The 21,718-nt window shown below is 70.4% G+C and carries 20 protein-coding genes; 14 read left to right on the top strand and 6 right to left on the bottom strand.

What is annotated here, in order from left to right; translation table 11 throughout:
• Positions 1-9 precede the first annotated feature (9 nt).
• Together BLW82_RS18200 and BLW82_RS18195 are read left to right on the top strand one after the other, a co-directional pair.
• Entirely contained in the window at positions 10-309 is a 300-nt protein-coding gene (locus tag BLW82_RS18200; RefSeq protein WP_093499802.1) for a DUF4229 domain-containing protein, read from the top strand.
• Positions 310-356: 47 nt separating this feature from the next.
• On the top strand, positions 357-995 hold the full coding sequence (locus BLW82_RS18195; RefSeq protein WP_093499800.1) for a TetR/AcrR family transcriptional regulator: 639 nt from the start codon (positions 357-359) through the stop codon (positions 993-995).
• A gap of 117 nt (positions 996-1,112) precedes the next feature.
• On the opposite strand, the gene BLW82_RS18190 is transcribed toward BLW82_RS18195, so the two are convergent.
• Positions 1,113-1,952 (bottom strand): MaoC family dehydratase, encoded by an 840-nt coding sequence (locus BLW82_RS18190; RefSeq protein WP_093499798.1) that lies wholly within the window; start codon positions 1,950-1,952, stop codon positions 1,113-1,115.
• A 409-nt stretch (positions 1,953-2,361) separates the two neighbouring features.
• Between BLW82_RS18190 and BLW82_RS18185 the strand changes: the two genes are divergently transcribed.
• From BLW82_RS18185 to BLW82_RS18175, 3 genes are all read left to right on the top strand, one after another.
• Positions 2,362-4,266 (top strand): AMP-dependent synthetase/ligase, encoded by a 1,905-nt coding sequence (locus tag BLW82_RS18185; RefSeq protein WP_093508111.1) that lies wholly within the window; start codon positions 2,362-2,364, stop codon positions 4,264-4,266.
• A 154-nt stretch (positions 4,267-4,420) separates the two neighbouring features.
• Positions 4,421-5,404: a DUF1259 domain-containing protein gene (locus BLW82_RS18180; protein ID WP_093499796.1), complete on the top strand. Its 984-nt coding sequence runs from the start codon at positions 4,421-4,423 to the stop codon at positions 5,402-5,404.
• A 26-nt stretch (positions 5,405-5,430) separates the two neighbouring features.
• The gene (locus BLW82_RS18175; protein ID WP_256215858.1) at positions 5,431-6,624 is read left to right on the top strand and encodes a cytochrome P450; all 1,194 of its coding nucleotides are present in this window, start codon (positions 5,431-5,433) and stop codon (positions 6,622-6,624) included.
• A 179-nt stretch (positions 6,625-6,803) separates the two neighbouring features.
• Here BLW82_RS18175 and BLW82_RS18170 read toward each other — a convergent pair whose 3' ends face one another.
• Both BLW82_RS18170 and BLW82_RS18165 read right to left on the bottom strand, forming a co-directional pair.
• Complete coding sequence (locus BLW82_RS18170) at positions 6,804-7,118, bottom strand: AzlD domain-containing protein (protein WP_093499794.1); 315 nt, start codon at positions 7,116-7,118, stop codon at positions 6,804-6,806.
• Positions 7,115-7,822: an AzlC family ABC transporter permease gene (locus BLW82_RS18165; protein ID WP_093499792.1), complete on the bottom strand. Its 708-nt coding sequence runs from the start codon at positions 7,820-7,822 to the stop codon at positions 7,115-7,117. The genes BLW82_RS18170 and BLW82_RS18165 overlap by 4 nt, the downstream gene beginning before the upstream one ends.
• Before the next feature lie 72 nt (positions 7,823-7,894).
• On the opposite strand from BLW82_RS18165, the gene BLW82_RS18160 reads away from it, so the two are divergent.
• Positions 7,895-8,467, top strand: coding sequence for a helix-turn-helix domain-containing protein (locus BLW82_RS18160; RefSeq protein WP_093499790.1), 573 nt, complete (start codon positions 7,895-7,897; stop codon positions 8,465-8,467).
• 94 nt (positions 8,468-8,561) lie between these two features.
• Here BLW82_RS18160 and BLW82_RS18155 read toward each other — a convergent pair whose 3' ends face one another.
• On the bottom strand, positions 8,562-8,765 hold the full coding sequence (locus BLW82_RS18155; RefSeq protein ID WP_003992177.1) for a cold-shock protein: 204 nt from the start codon (positions 8,763-8,765) through the stop codon (positions 8,562-8,564).
• A 316-nt stretch (positions 8,766-9,081) separates the two neighbouring features.
• On the opposite strand from BLW82_RS18155, the gene BLW82_RS18150 reads away from it, so the two are divergent.
• Positions 9,082-9,930 (top strand): menaquinone biosynthetic enzyme MqnA/MqnD family protein, encoded by an 849-nt coding sequence (locus BLW82_RS18150; protein ID WP_093499788.1) that lies wholly within the window; start codon positions 9,082-9,084, stop codon positions 9,928-9,930.
• 331 nt (positions 9,931-10,261) lie between these two features.
• Complete coding sequence (locus BLW82_RS18145; RefSeq protein ID WP_093499787.1) at positions 10,262-11,947, top strand: serine/threonine-protein kinase; 1,686 nt, start codon at positions 10,262-10,264, stop codon at positions 11,945-11,947.
• A 77-nt stretch (positions 11,948-12,024) separates the two neighbouring features.
• Here BLW82_RS18145 and BLW82_RS18140 read toward each other — a convergent pair whose 3' ends face one another.
• Complete coding sequence (locus BLW82_RS18140) at positions 12,025-16,602, bottom strand: FtsK/SpoIIIE domain-containing protein (RefSeq protein WP_093499786.1); 4,578 nt, start codon at positions 16,600-16,602, stop codon at positions 12,025-12,027.
• Between the two features lie 241 nt (positions 16,603-16,843).
• Here BLW82_RS18140 and BLW82_RS18135 point away from each other — a divergent pair, with 241 nt between their 5' ends.
• Positions 16,844-17,146, top strand: a complete 303-nt coding sequence (locus BLW82_RS18135; protein WP_093499785.1) for a WXG100 family type VII secretion target — start codon at positions 16,844-16,846, stop codon at positions 17,144-17,146.
• A 67-nt stretch (positions 17,147-17,213) separates the two neighbouring features.
• Here the strand turns inward: BLW82_RS18135 and BLW82_RS18130 are convergent, their stop codons facing one another.
• Positions 17,214-17,888, bottom strand: coding sequence for a hypothetical protein (locus BLW82_RS18130; protein ID WP_256215857.1), 675 nt, complete (start codon positions 17,886-17,888; stop codon positions 17,214-17,216).
• A gap of 101 nt (positions 17,889-17,989) precedes the next feature.
• On the opposite strand from BLW82_RS18130, the gene BLW82_RS18125 reads away from it, so the two are divergent.
• The 5 genes from BLW82_RS18125 to BLW82_RS18105 are packed head-to-tail and all read left to right on the top strand — an operon-like array spanning position 17,990 to position 21,412.
• Positions 17,990-18,295 (top strand): type VII secretion target, encoded by a 306-nt coding sequence (locus BLW82_RS18125; RefSeq protein WP_093499784.1) that lies wholly within the window; start codon positions 17,990-17,992, stop codon positions 18,293-18,295.
• Entirely contained in the window at positions 18,292-19,563 is a 1,272-nt protein-coding gene (locus BLW82_RS18120) for a putative T7SS-secreted protein (RefSeq protein WP_093499783.1), read from the top strand. Before BLW82_RS18125 ends, BLW82_RS18120 begins: the two co-directional genes overlap by 4 nt.
• Positions 19,564-19,608: 45 nt before the next feature.
• Positions 19,609-20,187 carry a hypothetical protein gene (locus tag BLW82_RS18115; protein ID WP_256215855.1) on the top strand — a complete coding sequence of 193 codons (579 nt, stop codon included), beginning with the start codon at positions 19,609-19,611 and terminating at the stop codon, positions 20,185-20,187.
• A complete protein-coding gene (locus tag BLW82_RS18110; RefSeq protein WP_093499782.1) occupies positions 20,184-20,852 on the top strand; it encodes a hypothetical protein in 669 nt (222 codons plus the stop codon). Before BLW82_RS18115 ends, BLW82_RS18110 begins: the two co-directional genes overlap by 4 nt.
• Complete coding sequence (locus BLW82_RS18105) at positions 20,849-21,412, top strand: hypothetical protein (RefSeq protein ID WP_093499781.1); 564 nt, start codon at positions 20,849-20,851, stop codon at positions 21,410-21,412. Before BLW82_RS18110 ends, BLW82_RS18105 begins: the two co-directional genes overlap by 4 nt.
• Positions 21,413-21,718: the final 306 nt, after the last annotated feature.

The following is a 21,718-nucleotide window of genomic DNA, read 5'->3' as shown; positions in this document are numbered from 1 at the left end:
TGGATTGAGATGCTCCGCTACACGCTGATGCGCCTCGGTATCTTCGCGGGCTGCCTCCTCGTCGTCTGGGGCCTCGTCTACGCCGGCGCGTTCCCGCGTGGCTTTGGCGACTCCAACTTCCTGTGGGTCCTGCTGCTCTCCCTCGTCCTGTCGGCGCCGATCAGCTTCGTCGTGCTGCGCAAGGAGCGGGACCGCGCCTCGGTGCAGGTCGCGCGGCGGGTCGAGCGGATGCAGGCCAACATCGAGGCCAACCGCAGCCAGGAGGACGCGGCGGTCGACGCGGCGGACCAGGCCCGGACCTCCTCGTGAGCTCCTGAGCGGCTCCCGCGTCTGCGGCCCCAACTAGGCTTTGTCCCATGGGGACCGTCAAGACCAAGCGGATGCCGCGCGCGGTACGTGAGCGGCAGATGCTGGACGCCGCCGTGCGGACCTTCGGCCAGCGCGGCTACATGGCCGCGTCGATGGACGAGATCGCCGAACTCGCCGGTGTCTCCAAGCCGTTGGTCTACCTGTACCTCAACTCCAAGGACGACCTGTTCACGGCCTGCATCCGCCGTGAGGCCGGCGCCCTGACCGAGGCGGTCCGCACCGGCGTCGACCGCGCACTGCCCGCCGACCGGCAGCTCTGGGACGGACTGCGGGCGTTCTTCACCCACACCGCCGAACACCCCGACGGCTGGTCGGTGCTGCACCTCCAGGCCCGCACGCACGGCGAGCGGTTCGCCTCCGAGGTCGCCGCGATGCGCGAGGAGATCGTCGCGTTCGTGACCCAGCTCATCGTCGCCTCCGCCCGCGCGGCACACCGCGACCCCGACCTGGCCGAGGGCGAGGTCGCGGGCCTCGCCGAGGCACTGGTGGGCGCCGCCGAGTCCCTGGCGACCTGGGCCAACGCCACCCCGGGAGTCACGGCGCGGCAGGCGGCCGCGACCCTGATGAACTTCGCCTGGGCGGGGCTGGGCGACCTGATGGAGGGCCGGCCGTGGTCGCCGCCGTGACCGGCCCGGTCCGTCACACGGCGCCCCGGCGGCGCAGCGTGGGCGCCGGTCGGCTACGGCCCACTGACAGGTGGGCCGCAGAAGGGCGAGACACACTCTTTGTGCGGTGTTGGCCGATCACCGGGCAACGCGCGGGCGCACGCTGCCTGTGACGTGCACCCGGTCGCCGCTCCGCAATCGGAACCGGCCGTCCGCGGCGGCGTATTCGACCGTGCCCGGCAGCAGCACCGGGGCCCGGAACTCCGCACGTACGACGGCCGCCGTCGGCACCCCGTGCGCGGCCAGGCACCGGGCCACGGTCCACATGCCGTGCGCGATGGCCCGGGGGAAGCCGAAGAGGCGGGCGGTGAACGGATACAGGTGAATGGGGTTGCGGTCCCCTGAGGCGGCCCCGTACCGCCGGCCGACGTCCCCGGCGATCCGCCATTCCTCGACGACGGGCAGTGGGGGGCCGGGCTCCTCCCGGACCGTCTCGCCGGAGTGCGGCGTACGGTGCCGTGCCAGATACGTACTCCGCGACTTCCACACGACGTCCTCGCCGACCCGCACCCCGGTCACGACGACGGCCTCGGTGCCCCGCCGGTGCGGCCTCAACTCCTCGACGTGGACGGCGATGTCGTACGTCCCGTCGGCCGGGAGGACAGCCTGCCGTTCGATCTCGATGGAGGTGTGCACCAGCCCCAGCAACGGCAACGGAAACTCCCGCGCACTCATCAGCCGCATGGCCAGCGGGAACCCGAGCACATGCGGATAGGTGACCGGCAGCCCGTCCTCCCCGGTCGCGAACCCGCAGACACGCTCGTAGGCGGCGAGTTTCTCGAGGTCGGGGCGGACGCCCGGCAGTACGAGGTGAGTGCGGGGGAACGACGCGACGGCGCCCGGCCTTTTGAAGGGCGACCGCGCCGCGCCGAGGGCGAGCAGGGGGCCGAGAGCAGGGGCCCGGTCAAGGACGATCACAGAGGTTCACCTTTCAATGCCGTCGGCGGCAGCGCTCCTCAAGGGCGCAGGGCTCTGACTGATGGCACAGTTCCTGACTCTGGAGTAAAGTTACCGTAGGTAAGCCTATGTCACAGCTGTCCATCACCGGGAATCGGGTCGAACGTGAAGGTCCCTCACGTAACCTCCGGGATTGCACAGGCCCGTCCCCGGACAACCCCCGAAAACCCACAAGCCCGCCACAGCGGCCCCGTACGATCTCCAGCCTGAACCGCCGGTAACCCCTTTCCGAGGGCCGGTGCCGGTGAACGCCTCGGTGCGCGAGGCACGTACGTCATGCAGCAAGCAGTTCACCGCTGCACGCCCGAGGAGCCGCCCCGTGTTCACGTCCTCTTACCCGAACGCCGCCCCCGTCTCCACCGGTGCGGCGATCCAGGCCACGGACTACGACGGGAACCCGATCCTGGTCGAGCCCCTCGTACAGCGGCTGGACGGGGTGGTGCGGGAGGCGTACGTACCGCCGTTCGCGCCGCCGGTACGGCACGGCTCGCTCGCCGACCTGCCGTTCGAGAACGCGGAGGCGGAGCCGGGTGCCGTGGTCCTCAGCCGCAAGTCAACCGAGGAAGACGGTCGTTGGGCCCACGTGACGGCCGCTCAGTTCGCCGCACAGGTGCTGGCGGTGGCCAAAGGGCTGATCGCGGAGGGGCTGATGCCGGGCGACCGGATCGCGATCATGTCCCGGACGACGTACGAGTGGACGCTCCTCGACTTCGGCGCCTGGGCGGCCGGCCTGGTGACGGTGCCGATCTACCCGACCTCCTCGGTCTTCCAGACCCGCTGGATCATGCACGACTCGGGCGCCGTCGCCCTGGTCACCGAGACCAGCGCCCAGGCCGCCGCGCTCGGTCCCGAACTCGACCGGCTGCCCGACCTCAGGCACCTGTGGGTGATGGAGAAGGGACACGTGGACCGGCTCGCGGAGGCCGGCGCAGAGGTGCCGGACGGCGAGGTGGGCGTCCGGCGCGGCATGCTGGGCCCCGACACCCTCGCCACCCTGATCTACACCTCGGGCACCACCGGCCGCCCCAAGGGCTGCGCCCTCTCGCACGGCAACTTCTTCGCCGAGGTCGACAACGCGATCGAACTCCTCTACCCGATCTTCAAGGCGCGCAACGACGAAGAGGTCTCCATCCTCCTCTTCCTGCCCATGTCCCACGTCTTCGGCCGCATGGTGGCGATCGCCTGCATCCGCGCCGGGGTCCGCCTCGGCCACGCCCCCAGCCTCAAGGCCGAGGACCTGCTCCCGGACCTCGCCGGTTTCCGACCGACCTGCCTGCTGACCATCCCGTACATGCTGGAGAAGGTCTTCAACACCGCGCGGGCGAAGGCGGAGTCGGGCGGCCGGGTCTCCGTCTTCGACCGGGCCACCGGGGTCGCGCAGCGCTACGGGGAGGCGCTGGAGGCGAAGCAGACCGGCACCGGCAGCGGGCCCGGCCGCGCCCTGAGGACCGCCCGCACCTTCTACGACCCGCTCGTGTACCGCCGTATCCGCACCGCCATGGGTGGCCGCGTCCGGCACATCATCTGCGGCGGCTCCCCGCTGGGCCGCCGCCTCGCCGCGTTCTACGCCGGGGCCGGCATCGAGATCTACGAGGGCTACGGCCTGACCGAGACCACGGCGGCCACCACCTGCACCCCGCCCCTCAAGCCCCGCCTCGGCACGGTCGGCTGGCCGATGCCCGGCACCAAGGTCCGGATCGCCGCCGACGGCGAGATCCTGGTCGCCGGCGAGCACGTGCTGCGCGGCTACTGGGACCCGGCGGCCGGCGGGGTCGTCCCCGCGACCCGGGACGGCTGGCTGGCCACCGGAGACCTCGGCGAACTCGACGACGAGGGCTACCTCACCATCACCGGCCGCAAGAAGGAGATGCTGATCACGGCCGGCGGCAAGTCCGTGGCGCCCGCCCCGCTGGAGAACTGGCTGCGCTCGCACCCCCTCATCTCCCAGGTGATGCTGGTCGGCGACGGGCTGCCGTACGTCAGCGCCCTCATCACCCTCGACCGGGACGGCCTCACCCACTGGCGCCAGATGAACGGCAAGCACCCGGTGCCGCCCGAGCTCCTGATGGACGACGCCGAGCTGCTGGCCGTCCTGCAGCGCGCCGTCGACGAGGCCAACAAGCTCGTCTCCCGCCCCGAGTCCATCCGGCGCTTCGCCATGCTCCCCGTCGACTTCACCGAGGAGGCCGGGCATCTGACCCCGTCGATGAAGCTGCGCCGCGAGGCGGTCATGAAGGACTTTGCGGCGGAGATCGAGGGTCTGTACGCGAAGTGATCCGCGGCCGTCACGGAAGGTGATCCGCGGCCGTCACACGGAGTGGTCCGCCTCCGTGCCAGGTGATTTGCGTTAGTCCACCTGGCCCCACTGGTGCGATGAAATCACGGGACCTGCCCAGGTCCCGTGATTCCATCGCGCCAGGAGGTGCCTCATGGCTGACGACCGGCAGCAGGAAACCCACCCCAGACCGGCCACCACCCGTCGCCGCGTCCTCGCCGCGGGTGCCGTGGCCCCCGTTCTCGCGGGCGCGGCGATCCCACCCGCGCGCGCCCTCTCCCACGGGCACCCGCGCACCCTCGTCGAACCCGAGCTGACCCAGCTCGCCGACTGGGCGGACGTGACCAAGGCCCTGGGCCGGCCGGGCGACATGAAGCGGTACATGTACCACACCGGTCTGCCCCGCCGGGACCTCAAGGTGGTCTCCCGCGGCGTGCGGATCGAGACCGCGCTGGCCCTCGGCACCCACACCGCCTTCGTCCGCTACAAGGACGGCAGCCATCTGCTGATGGGCGACGCGGTGGTCACCGAGCACGAACTGGACGGCTTCACCGACGCGCTCCTCGAGCACGACATCGCCATCAACGCCGTTCACAAGCATCTGCTCTCCCACCAGCCCGCCCTGTGGTGGCTGCACCTGCACGCCCACAGTCACGACCCGGTGTACGTCGCCAGGGGACTGCGCAAGGCCTTCGACCGCACCGGCACCCCGCTCGACCGGCCGCCCACCACCCCGACGCTCGACCTGGACACCAAGGGCATCGACGACGCCTTCGGCAGCAAGGGCTCCCAGGACGAGGGCGTCTACAAGAGCGTCTGGGCGCGCGCGGAGCAGATCGTGGACGGCGGCATGATCCTGCCGGCCGGCCTCGGCTCGGTGACCACCATCAACTTCCAGCCGCTCGGCCGGGGAAGGGCCGCGATCAACGGTGACTTCGTGATGACCGCGGACGAGGTCCAGCCGGTCCTGAAGCTGCTGCGCAAGGGCGGGGTCGGCATCGTCGAGCTCCACCACCACAACCTGACGGACGAGCCGCGCCTGTTCTTCCTCCACTACTGGGCGATCGGCGACGCCGTGCGGCTCGCGAAGGACCTGCGCGCCGCCGTCCACGCAACCAACGTCGTGCCGTTCCACTGAGCGGCCGACCGACGAAGGAGAAGAACGTGCAGGCGATCAACTGTCCCTTCGGTTTCAGCGAGGCCCTCGACTTCGATCCGGACCTGGCCGGCTTCATGGAGCGCGAGTCCCTCGGCACCATCCGGCTGCCGTACGGCGACTCGGACGCCTGGCTGGTCACCAGATTCGAGTCGGTGAAGCAGGTGACCACGGACCCCCGGTTCAGCCGGGCGGCGATCATCCAGTACGACTATCCACGGATGACGGCCGAGCCGATCGTCTCCCCGGAGTCGATCAACGTGATGGACCCGCCGCACAGCGGCCGGATCAGGCACCTGGCCACCCAGGCCTTCACCCCGCGTCACGTGGACCGGATGCGGGGCCGGATCGGCCTCCTCACGGACCAGTTGCTGGACAAGATGGAGGAGGCCGGTCAGCCGGCCGACCTGGTCCGGTACCTGTCCGACCCCCTTCCCCAGCACACGATCCTGGACCTGCTGGGCATCGACCGCGCCGAGTGGCCCCGGATGCAGGAGCAGGTCCAGCGGCTGCTGGTGGTCGGCGCGGGCAACCGGGACGTCGCACGGGCGGCCAAGGAGGACCTGACCGGCTACTTCACCGAACTCGTCGCCGAACGCCGGAAGAACCCCGGTACGGACATCATCAGCGTGCTCACCGAGGCGCGGGACGGCACGGACCAGCTCGACGACCGGGAACTGGCCGTCCTGGCACTGACGTTCACACTCAGCGGCCAGGACACGGCGACCTGCCAGATCAGCGACATCGTGTACCTGCTGCTGACCCGCCCGGAGCTGGCGGAGTACGCCCGCGCGCACCGGAAGGACCTGACGGACTTCATCCACGAAATGCTCCGGTACATCCCCTTCCGGAAGGGCGTGGGCATTCCCCGGGTGGCACTGGAGGACGTCGAGATGGACGGGGTGGTCATCCGGCGCGGCGACTTCGTCCACGTCTCCTACCTGACGGCCAACCGTGACCCGGAGCGCTATCCGGATGCCCACGAGATCGTGCCCGACCGCCCCGTCGCACCCCACATGACCTTCGGCTGGGGCGGCCACCGGTGCATCGCGGTGCCGTTGGCGATGGCCGAACTGGAGGTCGCCCTGGAGCGCCTCCTGGACCGCTTCCCCACGCTCCGCCTGGCGGTGCGCCCGGAAGAGGTCCGCTGGGACACCGACACCATCCGCCGGTTCCCGCTGGAGCTGCCGGTGGCCTGGTAGACCCGGGCCTCACTCCTCGTCGGCCAGGCGGTCCAGCCATTCCCGCAGCAGGTGCTGTTCCGCACTGCTGAGGACCGTCCGGCCGGCGTTTCCCGTGCGTGACCGCAGGGATCCCGCGACCCGGGGGGCCGTACGGGTGTGCCGACGGCCGGGCGCGGGCGGTACCGACAGCGGTTCCGCTAGCCGACCCCAGCCGCCCGCAGCAGGGCCGTCACCGCCGCGGCGCCGAGGACCACGACAGCGAAAGGCGCCCTGCGCCAGGCCAGTACGCCCGCCGCCAGCACCCCGGCCGGGCGGGCGATCCCGGCGAAGCCGCCGCTCTCGGTCAGCGCCCCGGTGGCCAGCAGGGCGACCAGGAGCACGACCGCCCCCGCCGACGCCAGTTCCCGGACCCGAGCCGGGATCTCGACCCGGCCGTGCAGCGCCGGGCCCACCAGGCGGAAGGCGTACGTGCCGACGGCGAGCGCCAGGATCATGACCACCGTCGCGTTCATCGTCGTACCCCCGCAAGCGTGAACAGGCCCGGCAGGGCGAGGAGGACGGGGATCCCGGCCGGGACGACAGGGGTCACCGCGAGGGCGATCACGGCGCCGATCAGGGCCGCGCGCCGTACGCCCCGGTCCGCGCGGAGGGCGGGCAGGACCAGGGCGACCAGCACCGCGGGGAACGCCGCGTCCAGGCCGTAGCGGCCGGTGTCGCCGAGGGCGCTGCCCGCGAGGGCCCCGGCCGCCACCCCCACGTTCCAGGCGGCGAACAGGCCGAGCCCGGAGACCCAGAACGCGGCCCGACGGCGGGCCGGGTCCGGCTGGGCCAGGGCGAAGGCGACCGTCTCGTCGGTGACCAGGTGGGCGCCGAGCAGGCGAGTGGCGCGGCCGGGGCCGAGCAGGTCGGCGACGGCGAGGCCGAAGGCCGCCGTGCGGGTGTTGAGGAGCAGGCCGGTGGCCGCGGCCGCCAGTGGGCCGCCGCCGGCGAGCAGCACGCCGACCGCGCTGAACTGTGCCGATCCGGCGTAGACCACCAGGGACATAAGGACCGGGACCCACCAGGGCAGGCCGCCGGCGACGCTGACCGCGCCGAAGGAGACACCGACGATCCCGCCGGCCAGCCAGACGAGTGAACTGTCCCGGACCAGGGAGGCCGTCCGCCCCTGCCGGACGGGCCGTCGGGCCGTGCCGATTGTTCGGTTCAGCGAACGCATGTTCTTTACGATGAACGCGTAGAGTGGTGTTCGTCAAGGCGAACGAGCGTACCGATGGAGCGAACGAGAGCGATGTCCGAGGCAACCGGCCGGCCGGACCGGCTTCCCATGGAGTGGATCGCCGGAGCGCTGAAGCGTGAGCGGGCCCGGGCCGGGCTCTCCCTGTCCGAGCTGGCCAAACGGGCCGGTGTCGCGAAGTCGACGCTGTCCCAGCTGGAGGCGGGCGGCGGCAACCCGAGCGTGGAGACGCTGTGGTCGCTGGGGGTGGCGCTCGGCGTGCCGTTCAGCGCGCTGGTCGAGCCGCCGGTGTCCGGCGTTCAGGTGATCCGGGCGGGGGAGGGGCCCACGGTCGCGTCGGAGCGCGCCGACTTCGCCGCGACCCTCCTGTCGTCCAGCCCGCCCGGTGTCCGCCGGGACGTCTACCACCTGCGGATGGAGCCGGGCGTGGCGCGGGAGTCCGAGCCGCACATTCCGGGAACGGTCGAGCACCTCGTCGTATGCGGCGGGAAGGTCAAGGCGGGGCCGCGCGGAGAAACCGTCGAATTGAACCCCGGTGATTATCTGACGTATCGCGGCGATATTCCGCATCTGTACGAGGCGTTGGCGCCCGGCACCACGTTCGTGCTGGTGATGCAGCACGTGTGAGCGGGGACGGAAAAGGCAGGAGCCCCGTCGCCTGACGGCGCGGGGCTCCTTGGGTACTGCACTCAGTCTGCGATCAGACTTGGTTTGTCTGGGATCAGACGGGGGTGACGTTCTCCGCCTGCGGACCCTTCGGGCCCTGCGTGACGTCGAAGCTCACCTGCTGGTTCTCCTCCAGGGAGCGGAACCCGCTGGCGTTGATCGCGGAGTAGTGGACGAAGACGTCGGGGCCGCCGCCTTCCTGGGCGATGAATCCAAAGCCCTTTTCGGCGTTGAACCACTTCACGGTTCCGGTAGCCATAAGCCCTCCTTGGGCCCAAAGGGTCGCCCTGCTCCAGAACCTGCAAGTGTGAAAACAAACTAAGTGCCGCACAACTGCATATGTCTGAAAACTACGAGAGCCCGCGGTTACATGCTCCGCAGGCTCTGTACTGCAAGGGAAACCAAACTGCAACTTGCGGCGAGCCTAGCATGTGGGCAGCCGAAAGCAACAGAGGCCAAGATCACGTCACCCGGACGTTTGAATGCCCCGAGGGCGGGTTGACCGGAGGGTCGGTCGGGACACCAGGGGTGGGGGCGGTGCCAGCACCGTACCCCATGGGGTCTAGTCTCGCGATGTGGACAATTCTCGCACCCGGCCGCGCGTCGGCCACATCCAGTTCCTGAACTGCCTGCCCCTCTACTGGGGGCTCGCGAGAACCGGCACCCTCCTCGACTTCGAGCTGACCAAGGACACCCCTGAGAAGCTCAGCGAGCAGCTGGTGCGCGGCGACCTCGACATCGGCCCCATCACGCTCGTCGAATTCCTGCGCAACGCCGACGACCTGGTCGCCTTCCCGGACATCGCCGTCGGCTGCGACGGCCCGGTGATGTCCTGCGTGATCGTCTCGCAGGTGCCGCTGGACCAGCTGGACGGCCGCCGGGTCGCCCTCGGCTCCACCTCCCGCACCTCGGTCCGCCTGGCCCAGCTGCTGCTCGCCGACCGCTACGGCGTCCAGCCCGACTACTACACCTGCCCGCCCGACCTGAGCCTGATGATGCAGGAGGCGGACGCGGCGGTACTGATCGGCGACGCGGCCCTGCGCGCCAACCTGCTGGACGGGCCGCGCTACGGCCTTGAGGTCCACGACCTCGGCGCGCTGTGGAAGGAGTGGACGGGCCTGCCGTTCGTCTTCGCGGTGTGGGCGGCACGCCGGGACTACCTGGAGCGCGAGCCGCACCTCACCCGTGAGGTGCACGGCGCCTTCCTCGACTCCCGCAACCTCTCCCTGGAGGAGGTCGGCAAGGTCGCCGAACAGGCCGCCCGCTGGGAGGCCTTCGACGAGGCCACCCTCGCCCAGTACTTCACCACCCTCGACTTCAGCTTCGGCCCGCCCCAGCTGGCGGCGGTGACGGAGTTCGCCCGCCGGGTGGGCCCCACGACCGGGTTCGCGGCGGACGTGCGGGTCGAACTGCTGACGCCGTGACAGCGCCCCGCAAGAGGAGCGCCCCATAAGGGGCGCGGGGAACCGCGCGACCAGCCCCCACCAGCCCCCACCGGGCCCGCGGCTGGGGAACTGCCGGGCCCGCGGCTGGGGAACTGCCGGGCCCGCGGCTGGGGAACTGCCGGGCCCGCGGCTGGGGAACTGCCGGGCCCGCGGCTGGGGAACTGCCGGGCCCGCGGCTGGGGAACTGCCGGGCCCGCGGCTGGGGAACTGCCGGGCCCGCGGCTGGGGAACTGCCGGGCCCGCGGCTGAGGAACTGCCGGGCCCGCGGAGCGAATAGGCTGCTGCCGAACTCTCTGGGGGGTGAGGGCGCATGCTGCCGCTCGCGGGCGACGAACCCACGGCCGTCGGGCCGTACCGGCTGCTCGGCCGGCTCGGCTCCGGCGGCATGGGCCGCGTCTATCTGGGCCGTTCGGCCGGCGGCCGCTCCGTCGCCGTCAAGATCGTGCACCCGCACTTCGCGCTGGACGAGGAGTTCCGCGCCCGCTTCCGCCGCGAGGTGCAGGCCGCCCGGCGGGTCGGCGGCGCCTGGACGGCCTCCGTCCTGGACGCCGACCCGGACGCCCCCGTGCCCTGGGTCGCCACCGCCTACGCGGCAGGTCCCTCCCTGACGGCCGCCGTGACCGACGGCGGCCCACTGCCCGCCCACACGGTGCGGGCGCTCGGCGCCGGTCTCGCCGAGGCGCTGGTGGCGGTGCACGAACTGGGTCTCGTGCACCGGGACGTGAAGCCGTCGAACGTGCTGCTGACCCTCGACGGGCCGCTCCTCATCGACTTCGGCATCGCCCGCGCCACGGACGGCACGGCGTCCCTGACGTCGTCGGGGGTGTCGATCGGCTCGCCCGGATACATGTCCCCGGAGCAGATCCTCGGCAGGGGCGCCACGGGCGCCGCGGACGTCTTCTCCCTCGGCGCGGTGCTGGCGTACGCGGCCAACGGGACGCCGCCGTTCCCCGGGGACTCCTCGGCCGCGCTTCTCTACAAGGTCGTCCACGAGGAGCCCGAACTCGGTTCGCTCGGCGGTGAGCTGCGGGAGGTGGCCGAGGCCTGCCTGGTGAAGGAGCCGGGGCGGCGGCCGGCCCCGGCGGAGGTGGCCCGGCGGCTGGCTCCCGAGGGGGCCGCACGGCTGGTGGCCGGCGGGTGGCTGCCGGGGGCGCTGGTGGAGCGGGTGAGCCGGAGCGCGGTGGAGGTGCTCAACCTGGAGGCCGCGGAGGCCGTGCCGGCCGCGGTACCGGCGTCCGGGCCGGTGGAGTTCAGCACCCCTTCGGTGGTGGGGGAGTTCGGACCGCCGCCGCCGACGGTGCCGCCCGTGGCCGTACCGGGGCAGGCGGCGCCGCCCGAGACCGTACCCGCCGTCGTACCGGAGCCGCGGGATGCCCTGCCCGCGCGGGACGGGAAGCCCGGGAAGCCCGGCAAGGTGTCCGTGAGCGTCGCCGCGACCGCCGTACCGGGCGCGGGCGGGCGCGGGCGCCGGGTGAGCTGCACGGTCGCGCTCGCGGTGGCCGCGGCGCTGGCGGTGGTCACCGTCGGGGTGGGGTTCCTGGTGAAGCCGTTCCTGGGGTCCGGCGGCGACGGGGCGGGCGGAGACTCGGGCGCCGCCGCCAAGCCGCCCTCGACGTCCGCGTCCTCCCCCTCCGCCGGCGGGCAGATCCCGGCCGCCTATCTCGGCACCTGGCAGGGTTCGGCCACCGCCCTGTCCGGCAACCTGCCCATCGGCACCTTCCGGATCACCGTCGAACAGACGGCGGTCGGCCACGAGCTGGGGCGCCTGCGGCAGACCGACCAGCTGGGCGGGGTCTGCACGGACGTCCTCACCCTGCGGTCGGTGACGGCGGCCCGGCTCGTCGCCTCCTCGACCGGCGCCGAGGGCAACCACGACGGCTGCGACCCCGGCACGAACACCGTCTACCTGACCCCGAGCGACGGCGACCTGGTCTACACGTCGGACAGCTCGGAGGAGGGGAACCCGGTGGCGGTGATGTCGAGGACGGCGGACTGAGGCGAGGAACTGGGGCGAGGAGCTGAGGCGAGAGGCTGAGGCCAGGAACTGAGACCCTCCTCGCCCCCGCCGTACGGTTACTGAGGGGTCGTCACCGTGACGTGCTCCCCGCTGCCCAGGTGCAGCATGCCCTTGCCCGGCTGGATCGGGCCGCCCACCATGGCCCGGGTGGTCCGGATGCCGATCAGCTCGCCGGAGCCGGACTCCTGAGGGGAGAGCAGGATGCCCCGGCGGGCCTTCTTGGCGTCGACCTGCCAGCCCGAGAAGCCGTCGCAGATCTCGTCCTCGTCACCGGCGATGACGACGGCGAGGCCCTCCTCGGTGCCGCGCTCCACGATCCGCTTGAAGACGTCCTCGGCGTCGCAGTCGTCCAGCACCTCGGCGTCGTCGACCAGCACGACGACGGGCTCGGCCGGAGACGCCGACGACAGCACCTCCGTCAGCTCGTCCTCGTCCACGTCCCGGCCGGTGAAGACCTTCAGCACGCCTTCCTGCCCGTCGAGCTCACGCAGCGGCGACTGCCGGGGCGCGGCGACGACGATCCGCACACCGTTGGCGAGATAGGAGCGGGCGAAGCCCAACAGGGCGGTGGACCGGCCGGACTTGGCGGGCCCGCCGATCACGAAGGCGGGTACGCCCTGCGCCAGGTCCGGTCCGAAGGCGGTGAGTTCGTCGCCGCCGACACCCACCAGGGCCCACAGCGGGGAGGCCGCCGCGGCCGGGGTGCGCATCGCCCAGGCGTCCTCGAAGGAGATCCGGCTGGGCAGCACGTCCACCCGGAACGGGCGCAGGGAGCGCGGCACCTGGGCGTCGCGGGCCTCGGCCGCCTCGCCGATCGCGACGATCGCCGCGTTCTGCCCCTGGCCGGTGGTGTCCGCGGAGAGCAGCGCGAACTGCGTCTCGGCGGCCGTCTCGCTGCGGAAGGCGCGGCCGGGCGGGATCTCCTCGGGAACCTTGCGGGAGTTGATGTCCAGCATCGAGAAGTCGGCGCGGTCGGCGAGGCGCAGACCGTACTTGTCCTCGGTCAGGGAGGAGATCCGGCCGGCCAGGATCTGCCGGTCGCCGGTGAGGACGAGATGGATGCCGACGCTCGCGCCCTCCCGCATCATCACCATGATCTGGTCGGTGAGATCGCCGTGGTTCAGCTCGCCGAGGGTGGGCAGCCAGCCTTCCCAGCGGTCCAGGAGCAGCACGATGTGCGGCAGCCGTTCCGCCTCCGGTACGGCCGCCCGCTGCTCGCCGATGTCCGCGACCCCCTGGTCGGCGAGCAGCTCCTGACGACGGCTCAGCTCACCGGAGAGGCGCGCCATGAGCCGTTCCACCCGCTCGGTCTGGTTGCGGCCGACGACGGCACCGCAGTGCGGCAGCCGGGTCAGCGCGTTCAGCGCGCCGTTGCCGCAGTCGATGCCGTACAGGTGCACGTCCGCGCAGGAGTTGGTGCGGGCCAGCGAACCGGCGATGGTGCGCAGCACCTGGGAGCGTCCGGTGCGCGGGGCGCCCGCGATGATGAGGTGCCCGAAGGTCGCGAAGTCGACGGCGACCGCGCGGCGGGCCTGGTCGGCGGGCAGGTCCTCGACACCGTACGGGGCGGCGGGCAGCGCGCCCTGCGCCTGCACGGCCGGCACCTCGTCGAGCAGCAGCGTGTCGTCGAGGGCGGGCAGCCACGGCGAGTGCTGGGCGGGGATCCGCAGGGCGGTGTTGGCCTCGCGGACGGCGTCGACGAGCACCTTCAGGTCGGTGATCTCGTCGTCCTCCTTCGCCTCGGACTTCGGCTTGCGCAGCGCGGCCCGCCCGAGGTCCTGCCAGGACAGCGCCCCGGCCCAGGGCGCGAGCGTGGCCGGATCCGCGGCGCCCGGCCGCCGTCCGCCGACCCGACCCGACTGGAAGGGGATCAGCGAGGCGTGCCCGAGCCGGACGTACGCCCGTCCCGGCGTGCTCTTCGCGATGTGCCCGGCGTCGGGCGCGTCGATGACGTCGGTCGACTCACCGGCGTCGGTCACGCGCAGCGCGATCCGGAGGTTGGTGTTGGCGCGGATCTCGGGGGACACGACACCGGAGGGCCGCTGGGTGGCGAGCAGCAGGTGGATCCCGAGGGACCGCCCGCGCTGGGCGATATTGACAAGCCCCGTGACGAAGTCGGGCAGATCGCGCACCATCGACGCGAACTCGTCGATGACGATGAGGAGTCGGGGTACCGGGGAACGGGAGGGGTCTCTTCTGACGAGGTCCTGGTAGTCCTCGATGTCCTTGGCATCGGCGGCGGCGAGGATGTGCTCACGCCGCTTGAGCTCCGCCCCCAGCGACTCCAGGGCCCGCTCCACGAGGTGGGCGTCGAGGTCGGTGACCATGCCCACGGTGTGCGGCAGCTTCACGCAGTCCTTGAACGCCGAGCCACCCTTGTAGTCGACGAGCACGAACGTCATGTTCTCCGGGGTGTTGGCGACGGCCAGCGCGGCCACGATGGTCTGCAGCAGCTCGGACTTGCCGGAACCGGTGGTACCGGCGATGAGGCCGTGCGGCCCGTCGCGCCGCAGGTCGATGCCGAACGGGCCGTCGTACGACTCCCCGATGACCGCCATCGTCGACTGCCCGCCCATCCGCCAGCGCGCGGCGATCGCGTCCTGCGTGGGCGGCTCCAGCTGGAGCACGTCGAGCAACCGGCTGGCGGCGGGCAGGGCCGAGTCCTCGCTCTCGCCGCTGATGTCGCGCAGCGGGGAGAGCGAGCGGGCGAGCCGTGCGCACCAGGCGGCGGAGACGAAGTCGGGCCGCACGTTCAGCTTGCGCAGCGCCCCGCTCTGCTCGACGCGCAGCCGCAACTCCAGCTCCTCCGCCGCCTGTTCCTCACCGGCGCCGCCGCTCTGCGGATGCCAGGCCTGGAAGGACGGAAAGCCGCCGACGGCCTGCTGCGCCACGGGCGCCGCTTGCGCGGCCTCCTTGCCGGACCGCGGCTCGGCGACCACGACCCCCTGGCACTCCCCGGGCAGGAACCGCTCCTCCTCGTCGAGGCAGATGGACCGGATGGCGACGCCCGGCCCCTCCTTCAGCAGCCGTACGACACCGGGCATGGACCGCAGCCGCCGCGACCCGTCCCACACGACGACGATGTCGGGGTCGGAGAACGCGGGGCCGTCCGTCTTGCTCCGCCCGCCCTTCTGCAGGGCCTTCTGCCGGCCGTCGAGGAGCTGGGTGAGCTCGCCGACGCGGGCGCCGACGGTCTCGGAGTCGGTGCCGATCAGGACGTTCACGTCCTGCCCGCCGGCCGGCCGGGCGTGCGGCAGCCAGCGCACCCAGTCCCACCGGTCACCGGCGTCGTTGTCGGTGAGGACGTAGAACTGCACGTCCATGGGGCTGTGCAGGACGGCGGTCTGGGCGACGGCCCAACGCCCCAGCGCGTGCGCCGAATCGCCGGGCCCGGCGACGCCGATCACCCCGAGGTCGCGCAGCGAAAGACCGACCGGGGCGTCCTCGATGTACCAGCGGACCTTGCGCTTGTGCTCGTCCTGCTCGGGGTCGTCCAGCTCGACCTCGGAGGGCACGCGCCCGGTGCCGAACCGGATCAGCAGATGGTCGGCGTCGGTCCGCCGCCGCTCCCACAACCGCGTCCGCGGCCCCGTGCCGTACGTCAGCACCGCGGCGGGGTCCGGCACCGCGGCCCGCCGCTCGGACCGCTCCGCGACCAGCGCCTCCTGGGCTTCCGCCTCGATCCGCTGCTTGTGTTCCTTGTACTCCTTGAGCTGCTTGGCGTGGGACTTCCTGCCGTGCTTCTTGTCCATGAAGTAGTTGCCGAAGAGCATGAGCGGGCTCATCAGCGCCATGATCAGGTAGTACCAGCGCCCGAACATCATCACGGAGACGACCGCGCCGACCAGCGGCAGCAGCGCCATCAGCCAGGGCAGCGGCCGGGCCTCGTAGTCGCCGAGCGGGTTGGGCAGCGAGAAGTGCGTCTGCCGGTCGGCGGGACGCAGCCGCGGGGGCCGGTTGTAGTCGAGCCCGGCACCGTCGTCGGACCACTTCAGGGCGGCGTTGGGCGGGGAGTACCCGGTGATCTCCAGAAGGGTGTTGCCGAGGGCGAGCTGCGAGTCGAGGGGCCAGTCGCCGTCGCTCTGCACCGGTTCCCCGTCCAGCCGGGCGTCTTCGGTGTGTATCGCGACTTTGCAGGTGCCGTCGATGGCGATGGTCAGGGTGGCGGCGCGGGCGGGCAGTTCGGGGTCCTCGACGCGGAGGTGGGAGGCGGGCCCGGTGCCGATGTCGTACCGCCCGACCCCGAGCCGGTGCACGGCGCCGGCGGCCGGACCGCCCGCGACCCGGAACTCGACGATGCCGGTGGGCTCACCGAGCAGACACCCGGCGGGATCGTGCAGACTGACGACGACGCCGTCCCGCAGCGGCGAGCCGACGACGGTGGCGGCGGGGTCGAGGGCGTACCCGTCGACGTAGGCGAGCGGCCCGGACACCTGGACGGCCGCGGCCTGTTGGCGGTGCGCGCCGATGGGGATGACCTGGGCGCCGCCCGCACCGGGGTCCGGATACCCCAGACCGACCTGCCGGGCCAGCTCCCTCGCGACGTCCCCTACGGTCGACTCGGGATCCGCGTCGAGCACCACGTCGGCGCTGGCACCGCCGACCGGGTCGACGACGGTCAGACTCAGGCGCACGTTCCGTCCCCCCACACACCTAGAGCACCCAACACAGTGGAAGTGACCTTAGCCGCCCGCTCTTTCCCGGGTGCAACGGGATATGTGCGCTTCACGATTCCGCCGCACAAGGCCCGTGCGGTCGCACGCGTCACCCCCGTAGGATCTTTGCTCGTGCGGACGGCCATGTCATGGCCAAGGATCCGCGCGAACGGTGCCACGGGGGAAGGCCCTGAGGCCACACGAACGGGAGGGAGCCGTCATGGCCGGCAAAGACACGGATCTCACATATGCCGAGATGGAGAAGGTCGCTGGCGACCTGATCAAGGACATGCACGAGCTTGAGGACAAGATCAAGAACGTCGAGAAGCGCGTCTCCGCCCTGGTGGAGAACGGCTTCACCACCCAGAAGGCCTCGGGAGCGTACGACGACTCCATGAAGGACTTCACCAAGGGCGCGACGAAGACGATCCAGGGCCTGCACGGGCTGTCCGACTTCCTGAAGAAGGCCAAGGAAGCGTACGAACAGCTGGACGACTCGCTGGCGAAGCAGGCCAAGGGTTAGTAAAGTCCGAGCTCGCTGAACGACTGGGTGCGACGGAGCACATGCTGTGCTCCGTCGCACTTGGCTGTCAGGCTTCGGTGGCCCGGGCCTCGCCCGGCTGCTGATGGCGCTTCAAGTACGTGTGCAGTTCGCTGTCCCACTGCACGGTGGTCAGAGTGAGCCACGATCCGTCCTTGAAACGCAGGACCAGCTTCTCGTTCCTGACTTTGAAGGCGAGGAGGGGGTCCGCAAGGACGGCTTCTTCGGTGGGTATCTCGGCGACGACCTGCATGAGGGCGTCGCGGCGGATCGACACGCGCTTGGGCGGAGCGGCCAGCAGGATGCGGTCCCCGGCGAGTGCGACAAGGCGTTGGTGGTGGGAGGAATGGCTGTACCACTGCAGGAGGAGGCGGCCGGCCGCCCCGTTCCAGTCGCCGTCGAAGGTCTTGTCGAGGCCGAGCTCGACGACGGCCTTGTCACGCTGCCTCTTTTCGAGCTTCGCGGCGCGGTGACGCTCTTGTTCGCCGGTCGTCGACAGCATCCGCTGGAGGGCCTCCTCACCCGCGCCGAGGAGACCGAACAGTTTGCCGATGAGGAGCAAGGGCGTGCCCAGCGCGACTCCGAGCATGCCCAGCGGCGTGATGAAGGCGGGACCCAAGGGCCCCGAGCCGGCCGCCCGGTGCACTTCGACAGGCGGTTCCGGGATCTTGCCGATCGTGCACCAGACCGCTGCGTCGGGCGTGACGCCGAGCCGGTCCCGCACGGTGTGGTCGGTACTCGTGGACAAACCCGTTCCACCTTCCCTGTAGTTCGCCGGAGGAAGCCTCGCGGCAGTGTCTCATGTCCATGATGGGGGATTTTTCAATGGCCGACAGAATCAGGTACGACCTCGACATGATCAAGGGGTGCTCTCGAACACTGGGCAGGCTCCACAATGAGTTCGACCAGCACGGGAACCCTTCGGACGGTTACGAGGACGAGCTTGGGCACGGTGGACTGAAAGACGCCTTCGACGAGTTCAGTACCACCTGGAAGAAGACGCGCAAGAAACTGTCGAAGGAACTCAAGAAGCTGGCCGATTACACCGGCGCCGCGGCCCAGAAGTACGAAGAGATCGACCACGAGTTGGCCAAGGCGATTGCCGAGAACACGGGGAAGGGCAAGAAGTGAGTAGGCGATCCAGTGATTGGCCGCCGCTGTGGGACGAGGATCCCACCCCCGGTGACCCTGACGAAGTCGCCGCCCTCGGGCGGAAGTTGCGGCAGATGGCCGACATGATCGACGAACAGGCGCGGGTGATCAAGGCACTGTCCTCGGTCGAGGGCTGGGACAGCGACGCCGGCCGGGCCTTCAACGAGATTGCCGACGGCGCCGGAGACCGGCTCAAGAAGGCGTTCGAGCGATACGATGAGGCGTCCAAGGCCGTGGGTACCAGGGTGGCCGAAGGCGAATCGACGGAATTCGCCAGCGAGTTGCATCGGGCTCAGAAGAAGGCCGACAAGGCTCTGGCTGATTACCGTGAGGCCAAGTCCGATCACGACCTTGCCGACCGGGAAGTGAAGAGGTTCACGGACCGCTACCTCGTCAGCGAGATACCCGAGGCGGAAAAGCCCGAGTACGAGCGCTGGGAGAAGAAGCGCGACGAGGCTCTGCACCGCATCGGCCAGGCGCGCAAGGAAGTCAAGGACGCGAGGGACATATTCGACGACGCCGGAGACCGTGCCGCCCGCCATATCAAGGATGTGGTTCACCACGACGCCGTGCGCGACCCGGGCGGATTCATGAACTGGCTCGCTGACTGGGCCGACACGTTCTCCAATATCTCCGCGATCCTGTCCGTTCTGGCAGTCGTCTGCGCATTCATCCCACCGTTGCAGTTCCTGGTTCCCGTCTTCGCCACCCTCGCGGTGCTCACCAGTGCGGCGGCGCTGGCAGGGCACGCCTACGACATGACGGTGCGCGGTGGAAAGGTCAACTGGCTCAAGCTCGGCACCGACTTTCTGGGAGTCCTTCCCGGGCTCGGTGCGCTCAAGGGCTTCAAGGCTCTCTCTGGACTCAGGGGCATGGGAAAGCTCACGGCCCTCTTCAGAGCAGGGACCTTGGGTGAAGTGGGGGCTGGTGCTCTTGCCGGAGTCGGGCACAACTTCCTCAATGGCCTAAGCGTCACCTTGACGAACAAGGTCCTCGGTCAAGGTCTCAAACTCGGGCAGCGGCTCAACATCGCCGGTCTTCCTGAAAAATTCGTCCCCATCGCCGGAAAGCAGATCACCGGCGTCATCAAGGGCAACGGTCTCGCGAGCGCGCTCCACAGGATGTTCAGCGGAGAGAACGGCGGGACCACCGGCTACCAGGAGCCGGAACCCACCAAGTCCACACCGACCCCGTCGCCGTCGCCTCAGCCTTCGCCGAAGCCGTTCCACGCGGCGCTGGCTGCATAGGCGCTCTGAAGGCCACGTGAACCGCGCAAAAGGAGGGTGATCCAAGTGAGCGACTCGACCGACCTCGGCGAGTGGGAATTCGTCGGCCGTAGGGGAGCAGAGGCCACACGGCTTGTCCCAGGTGAGGTGATTGCCGCCATCCCGGCCGCCAAGGCCTTCGCAGAGCGGTCGGGCAATGAACTCCGCTTCGACTTCCTCGACGATCGGGGGGTCCTTCATATGCTCCGGCTCCGGCACGAGGATGAGGTCGCGCTGTTCAACGCGGGGTTCAAGATCGGTGTCCCGCTTGCGCTCGTCGGGTTCGGCACGGCGGTGTACTGGGGCGGCGCGGTTCAGTTCTGGGAGTCGGGTACGGCCCGACTCGTCTACGCGGCCGCGGCCTGCGCAGTCGTACTGCTCCTGCTCGCTGTCTTCTTCCGCACTGCCGCTCTGCATTGGGGGAACCCTGTTCGCCAGAACCTCCGGGCCCGCGCGCGTGCCTACCGGGAGCTGGCGCATCTCGCGCGCAAAGGCGGGGCAGATGTACCCGCTCACTATCCGCACTACGGCTCGTATCCATTCGCGGCCACGTTCCGTCCCGAGGTGGACGAAGCAGAAACCGTCGACGAAGAAGGCCTGTCGTGAGCGCCGTAACAGCTGAAGAGAATGTTCAAGGTTCGCTCGGTGGCCCGGGCATCGATGTCCGCTGGATCATGCCGGAGGGGTTCTTCGAGATCCCGATGGACGCGGAGAGCCTGGACGAGACGGCCGAGCAACTCGTCGAACTGGCCCGAGCCGTGATGCCGGAGGCCACCTTCGAGGTGCAATTGGAGTGGGCGGTCATGGTCGCCGCGCACTACGACTCCTTCGCCGAGGCAGGGATCCACTACTCCGGCTTTGTCATGACGGAGGTGGAGGGGGATCGGTGCACGGCGACGGTCACCGTCAGCATGATCGACCTGGATGCGAGGGCCGGCACTCGCCCCGTCGCCTTCCTGGGCTCGACGATGCGTCACCTCGACATGGGCCAGGTCAGCGAGATCAAGTTGCCCTGCGGTCCGGCCGTGTCCTGCATCGGCACCCGGAAGGGGAGCCTGCCCGGCAGCCTCACCGCCTCCGGAGTCGACGAACCGGTGGTGACCTCCTTCATCCAGGTCCAGATACCGCTGAGCAACGGAACCGTCCTGGTCCTGGAGATGGGCACACCCACGCCCCAGGCCTGGGACGTCTTCTCGGCCATGTTCGCCGGTGTCGTCAAGAGCGTCCGCCTGTTCAACGAGTCGGGCAAACCGATGGTGATGCCCGCATGACCACGGAGCCCGACGCCACGGCACCCCCCAGGGACTACCGGCTCCTGGTCCCCCGGGACTGGTTCCGTATCGACCTCACCCAGGAACGCTGGCGTGCCCAGCTGAAGACGTTCGTGGACCACCAGGCCGACGGAAAGAACGTACCGGCGGAGATCAAGCAGGAGACCTGGGCGACCCTGCGGAACACCGCTGAGGCCGGGGTCAGGGCCGGTGCGCTGGAGTTCTTCCTGAGACCGGAGCTGGAAGACGGCCGCATCCTGCCTGCTTCGCTCATCGTCTCCTTGCTTCCTCGGCCCGGGGGGCTGACTCCCCAGGACCTCCGGGAGTTGCTCGAGGCGAAGCAGCGGCAGAACCCGGCTGCGGTAGAGGTCTCGAGCGTAGCCCTTCCGGCGGGGGAGGCGGTGCGAGTTGTCGGTCCTACGACACTGGACCTGTACGTACAGATGCCGGGCGGCGTCGGCTACCTGGCCCTCGCGTTCGCGGTGCCGCTCAGCGGAGTGACTGGACCCATGCGCAGGCTCTGCGACTCGATCGCGGAGTCGTTGCGATGGATCCTCTGAGGGCCACCGGTTCGAGCGCCTCCCGCGCTCCGTGTTCGCAAACCAGGCGCATGGACGACACGCAGGTGGCGACTCCGTGAGGCGGGAGCAGTGGTCGGTGGAGCCGAGAAGCCGGAGCGCGTCGGTCAGGGACGGGTAGTCGGTGTCGTTCGGCGGCGTGGGCCGTCATGACCGGCAACTCCCTCGAAGCGTCGTGGCTACGACCGTAGTTCGCTCCCTGCGTTGCGCCTTGCCTGTCCGTGGGCGCCGCCTTCGCGATCCTCCTCATCTTGCGGTACGACCAGGCGAAGGCCTCGGGACTCGGCG

This window comes from Streptomyces sp. Ag109_O5-10 (assembly GCF_900105755.1).
Lineage (GTDB): Bacteria > Actinomycetota > Actinomycetes > Streptomycetales > Streptomycetaceae > Streptomyces.
This window is presented reverse-complemented; position numbering and strand designations above follow the sequence as displayed.

What these genes read in the sequence shown, in the direction of transcription:
- BLW82_RS18160 (WP_093499790.1), top strand. Translation starts at nt 7,895, where the DNA reads ATGTCCGAGGCAACCGGCCGGCCGGACCGGCTTCCCATGGAGTGGATC.
- BLW82_RS18125 (WP_093499784.1), top strand. Translation starts at nt 17,990, where the DNA reads ATGGCCGACAGAATCAGGTACGACCTCGACATGATCAAGGGGTGCTCT.
- BLW82_RS18180 (WP_093499796.1), top strand. Translation starts at nt 4,421, where the DNA reads ATGGCTGACGACCGGCAGCAGGAAACCCACCCCAGACCGGCCACCACC.
- BLW82_RS18195 (WP_093499800.1), top strand. Translation starts at nt 357, where the DNA reads ATGGGGACCGTCAAGACCAAGCGGATGCCGCGCGCGGTACGTGAGCGG.
- BLW82_RS18155 (WP_003992177.1), bottom strand. Translation starts at nt 8,765, where the DNA reads ATGGCTACCGGAACCGTGAAGTGGTTCAACGCCGAAAAGGGCTTTGGA.
- BLW82_RS18135 (WP_093499785.1), top strand. Translation starts at nt 16,844, where the DNA reads ATGGCCGGCAAAGACACGGATCTCACATATGCCGAGATGGAGAAGGTC.
- BLW82_RS18165 (WP_093499792.1), bottom strand. Translation starts at nt 7,822, where the DNA reads ATGCGTTCGCTGAACCGAACAATCGGCACGGCCCGACGGCCCGTCCGG.
- BLW82_RS18105 (WP_093499781.1), top strand. Translation starts at nt 20,849, where the DNA reads ATGACCACGGAGCCCGACGCCACGGCACCCCCCAGGGACTACCGGCTC.
- BLW82_RS18200 (WP_093499802.1), top strand. Translation starts at nt 10, where the DNA reads ATGCTCCGCTACACGCTGATGCGCCTCGGTATCTTCGCGGGCTGCCTC.
- BLW82_RS18145 (WP_093499787.1), top strand. Translation starts at nt 10,262, where the DNA reads ATGCTGCCGCTCGCGGGCGACGAACCCACGGCCGTCGGGCCGTACCGG.
- BLW82_RS18170 (WP_093499794.1), bottom strand. Translation starts at nt 7,118, where the DNA reads ATGAACGCGACGGTGGTCATGATCCTGGCGCTCGCCGTCGGCACGTAC.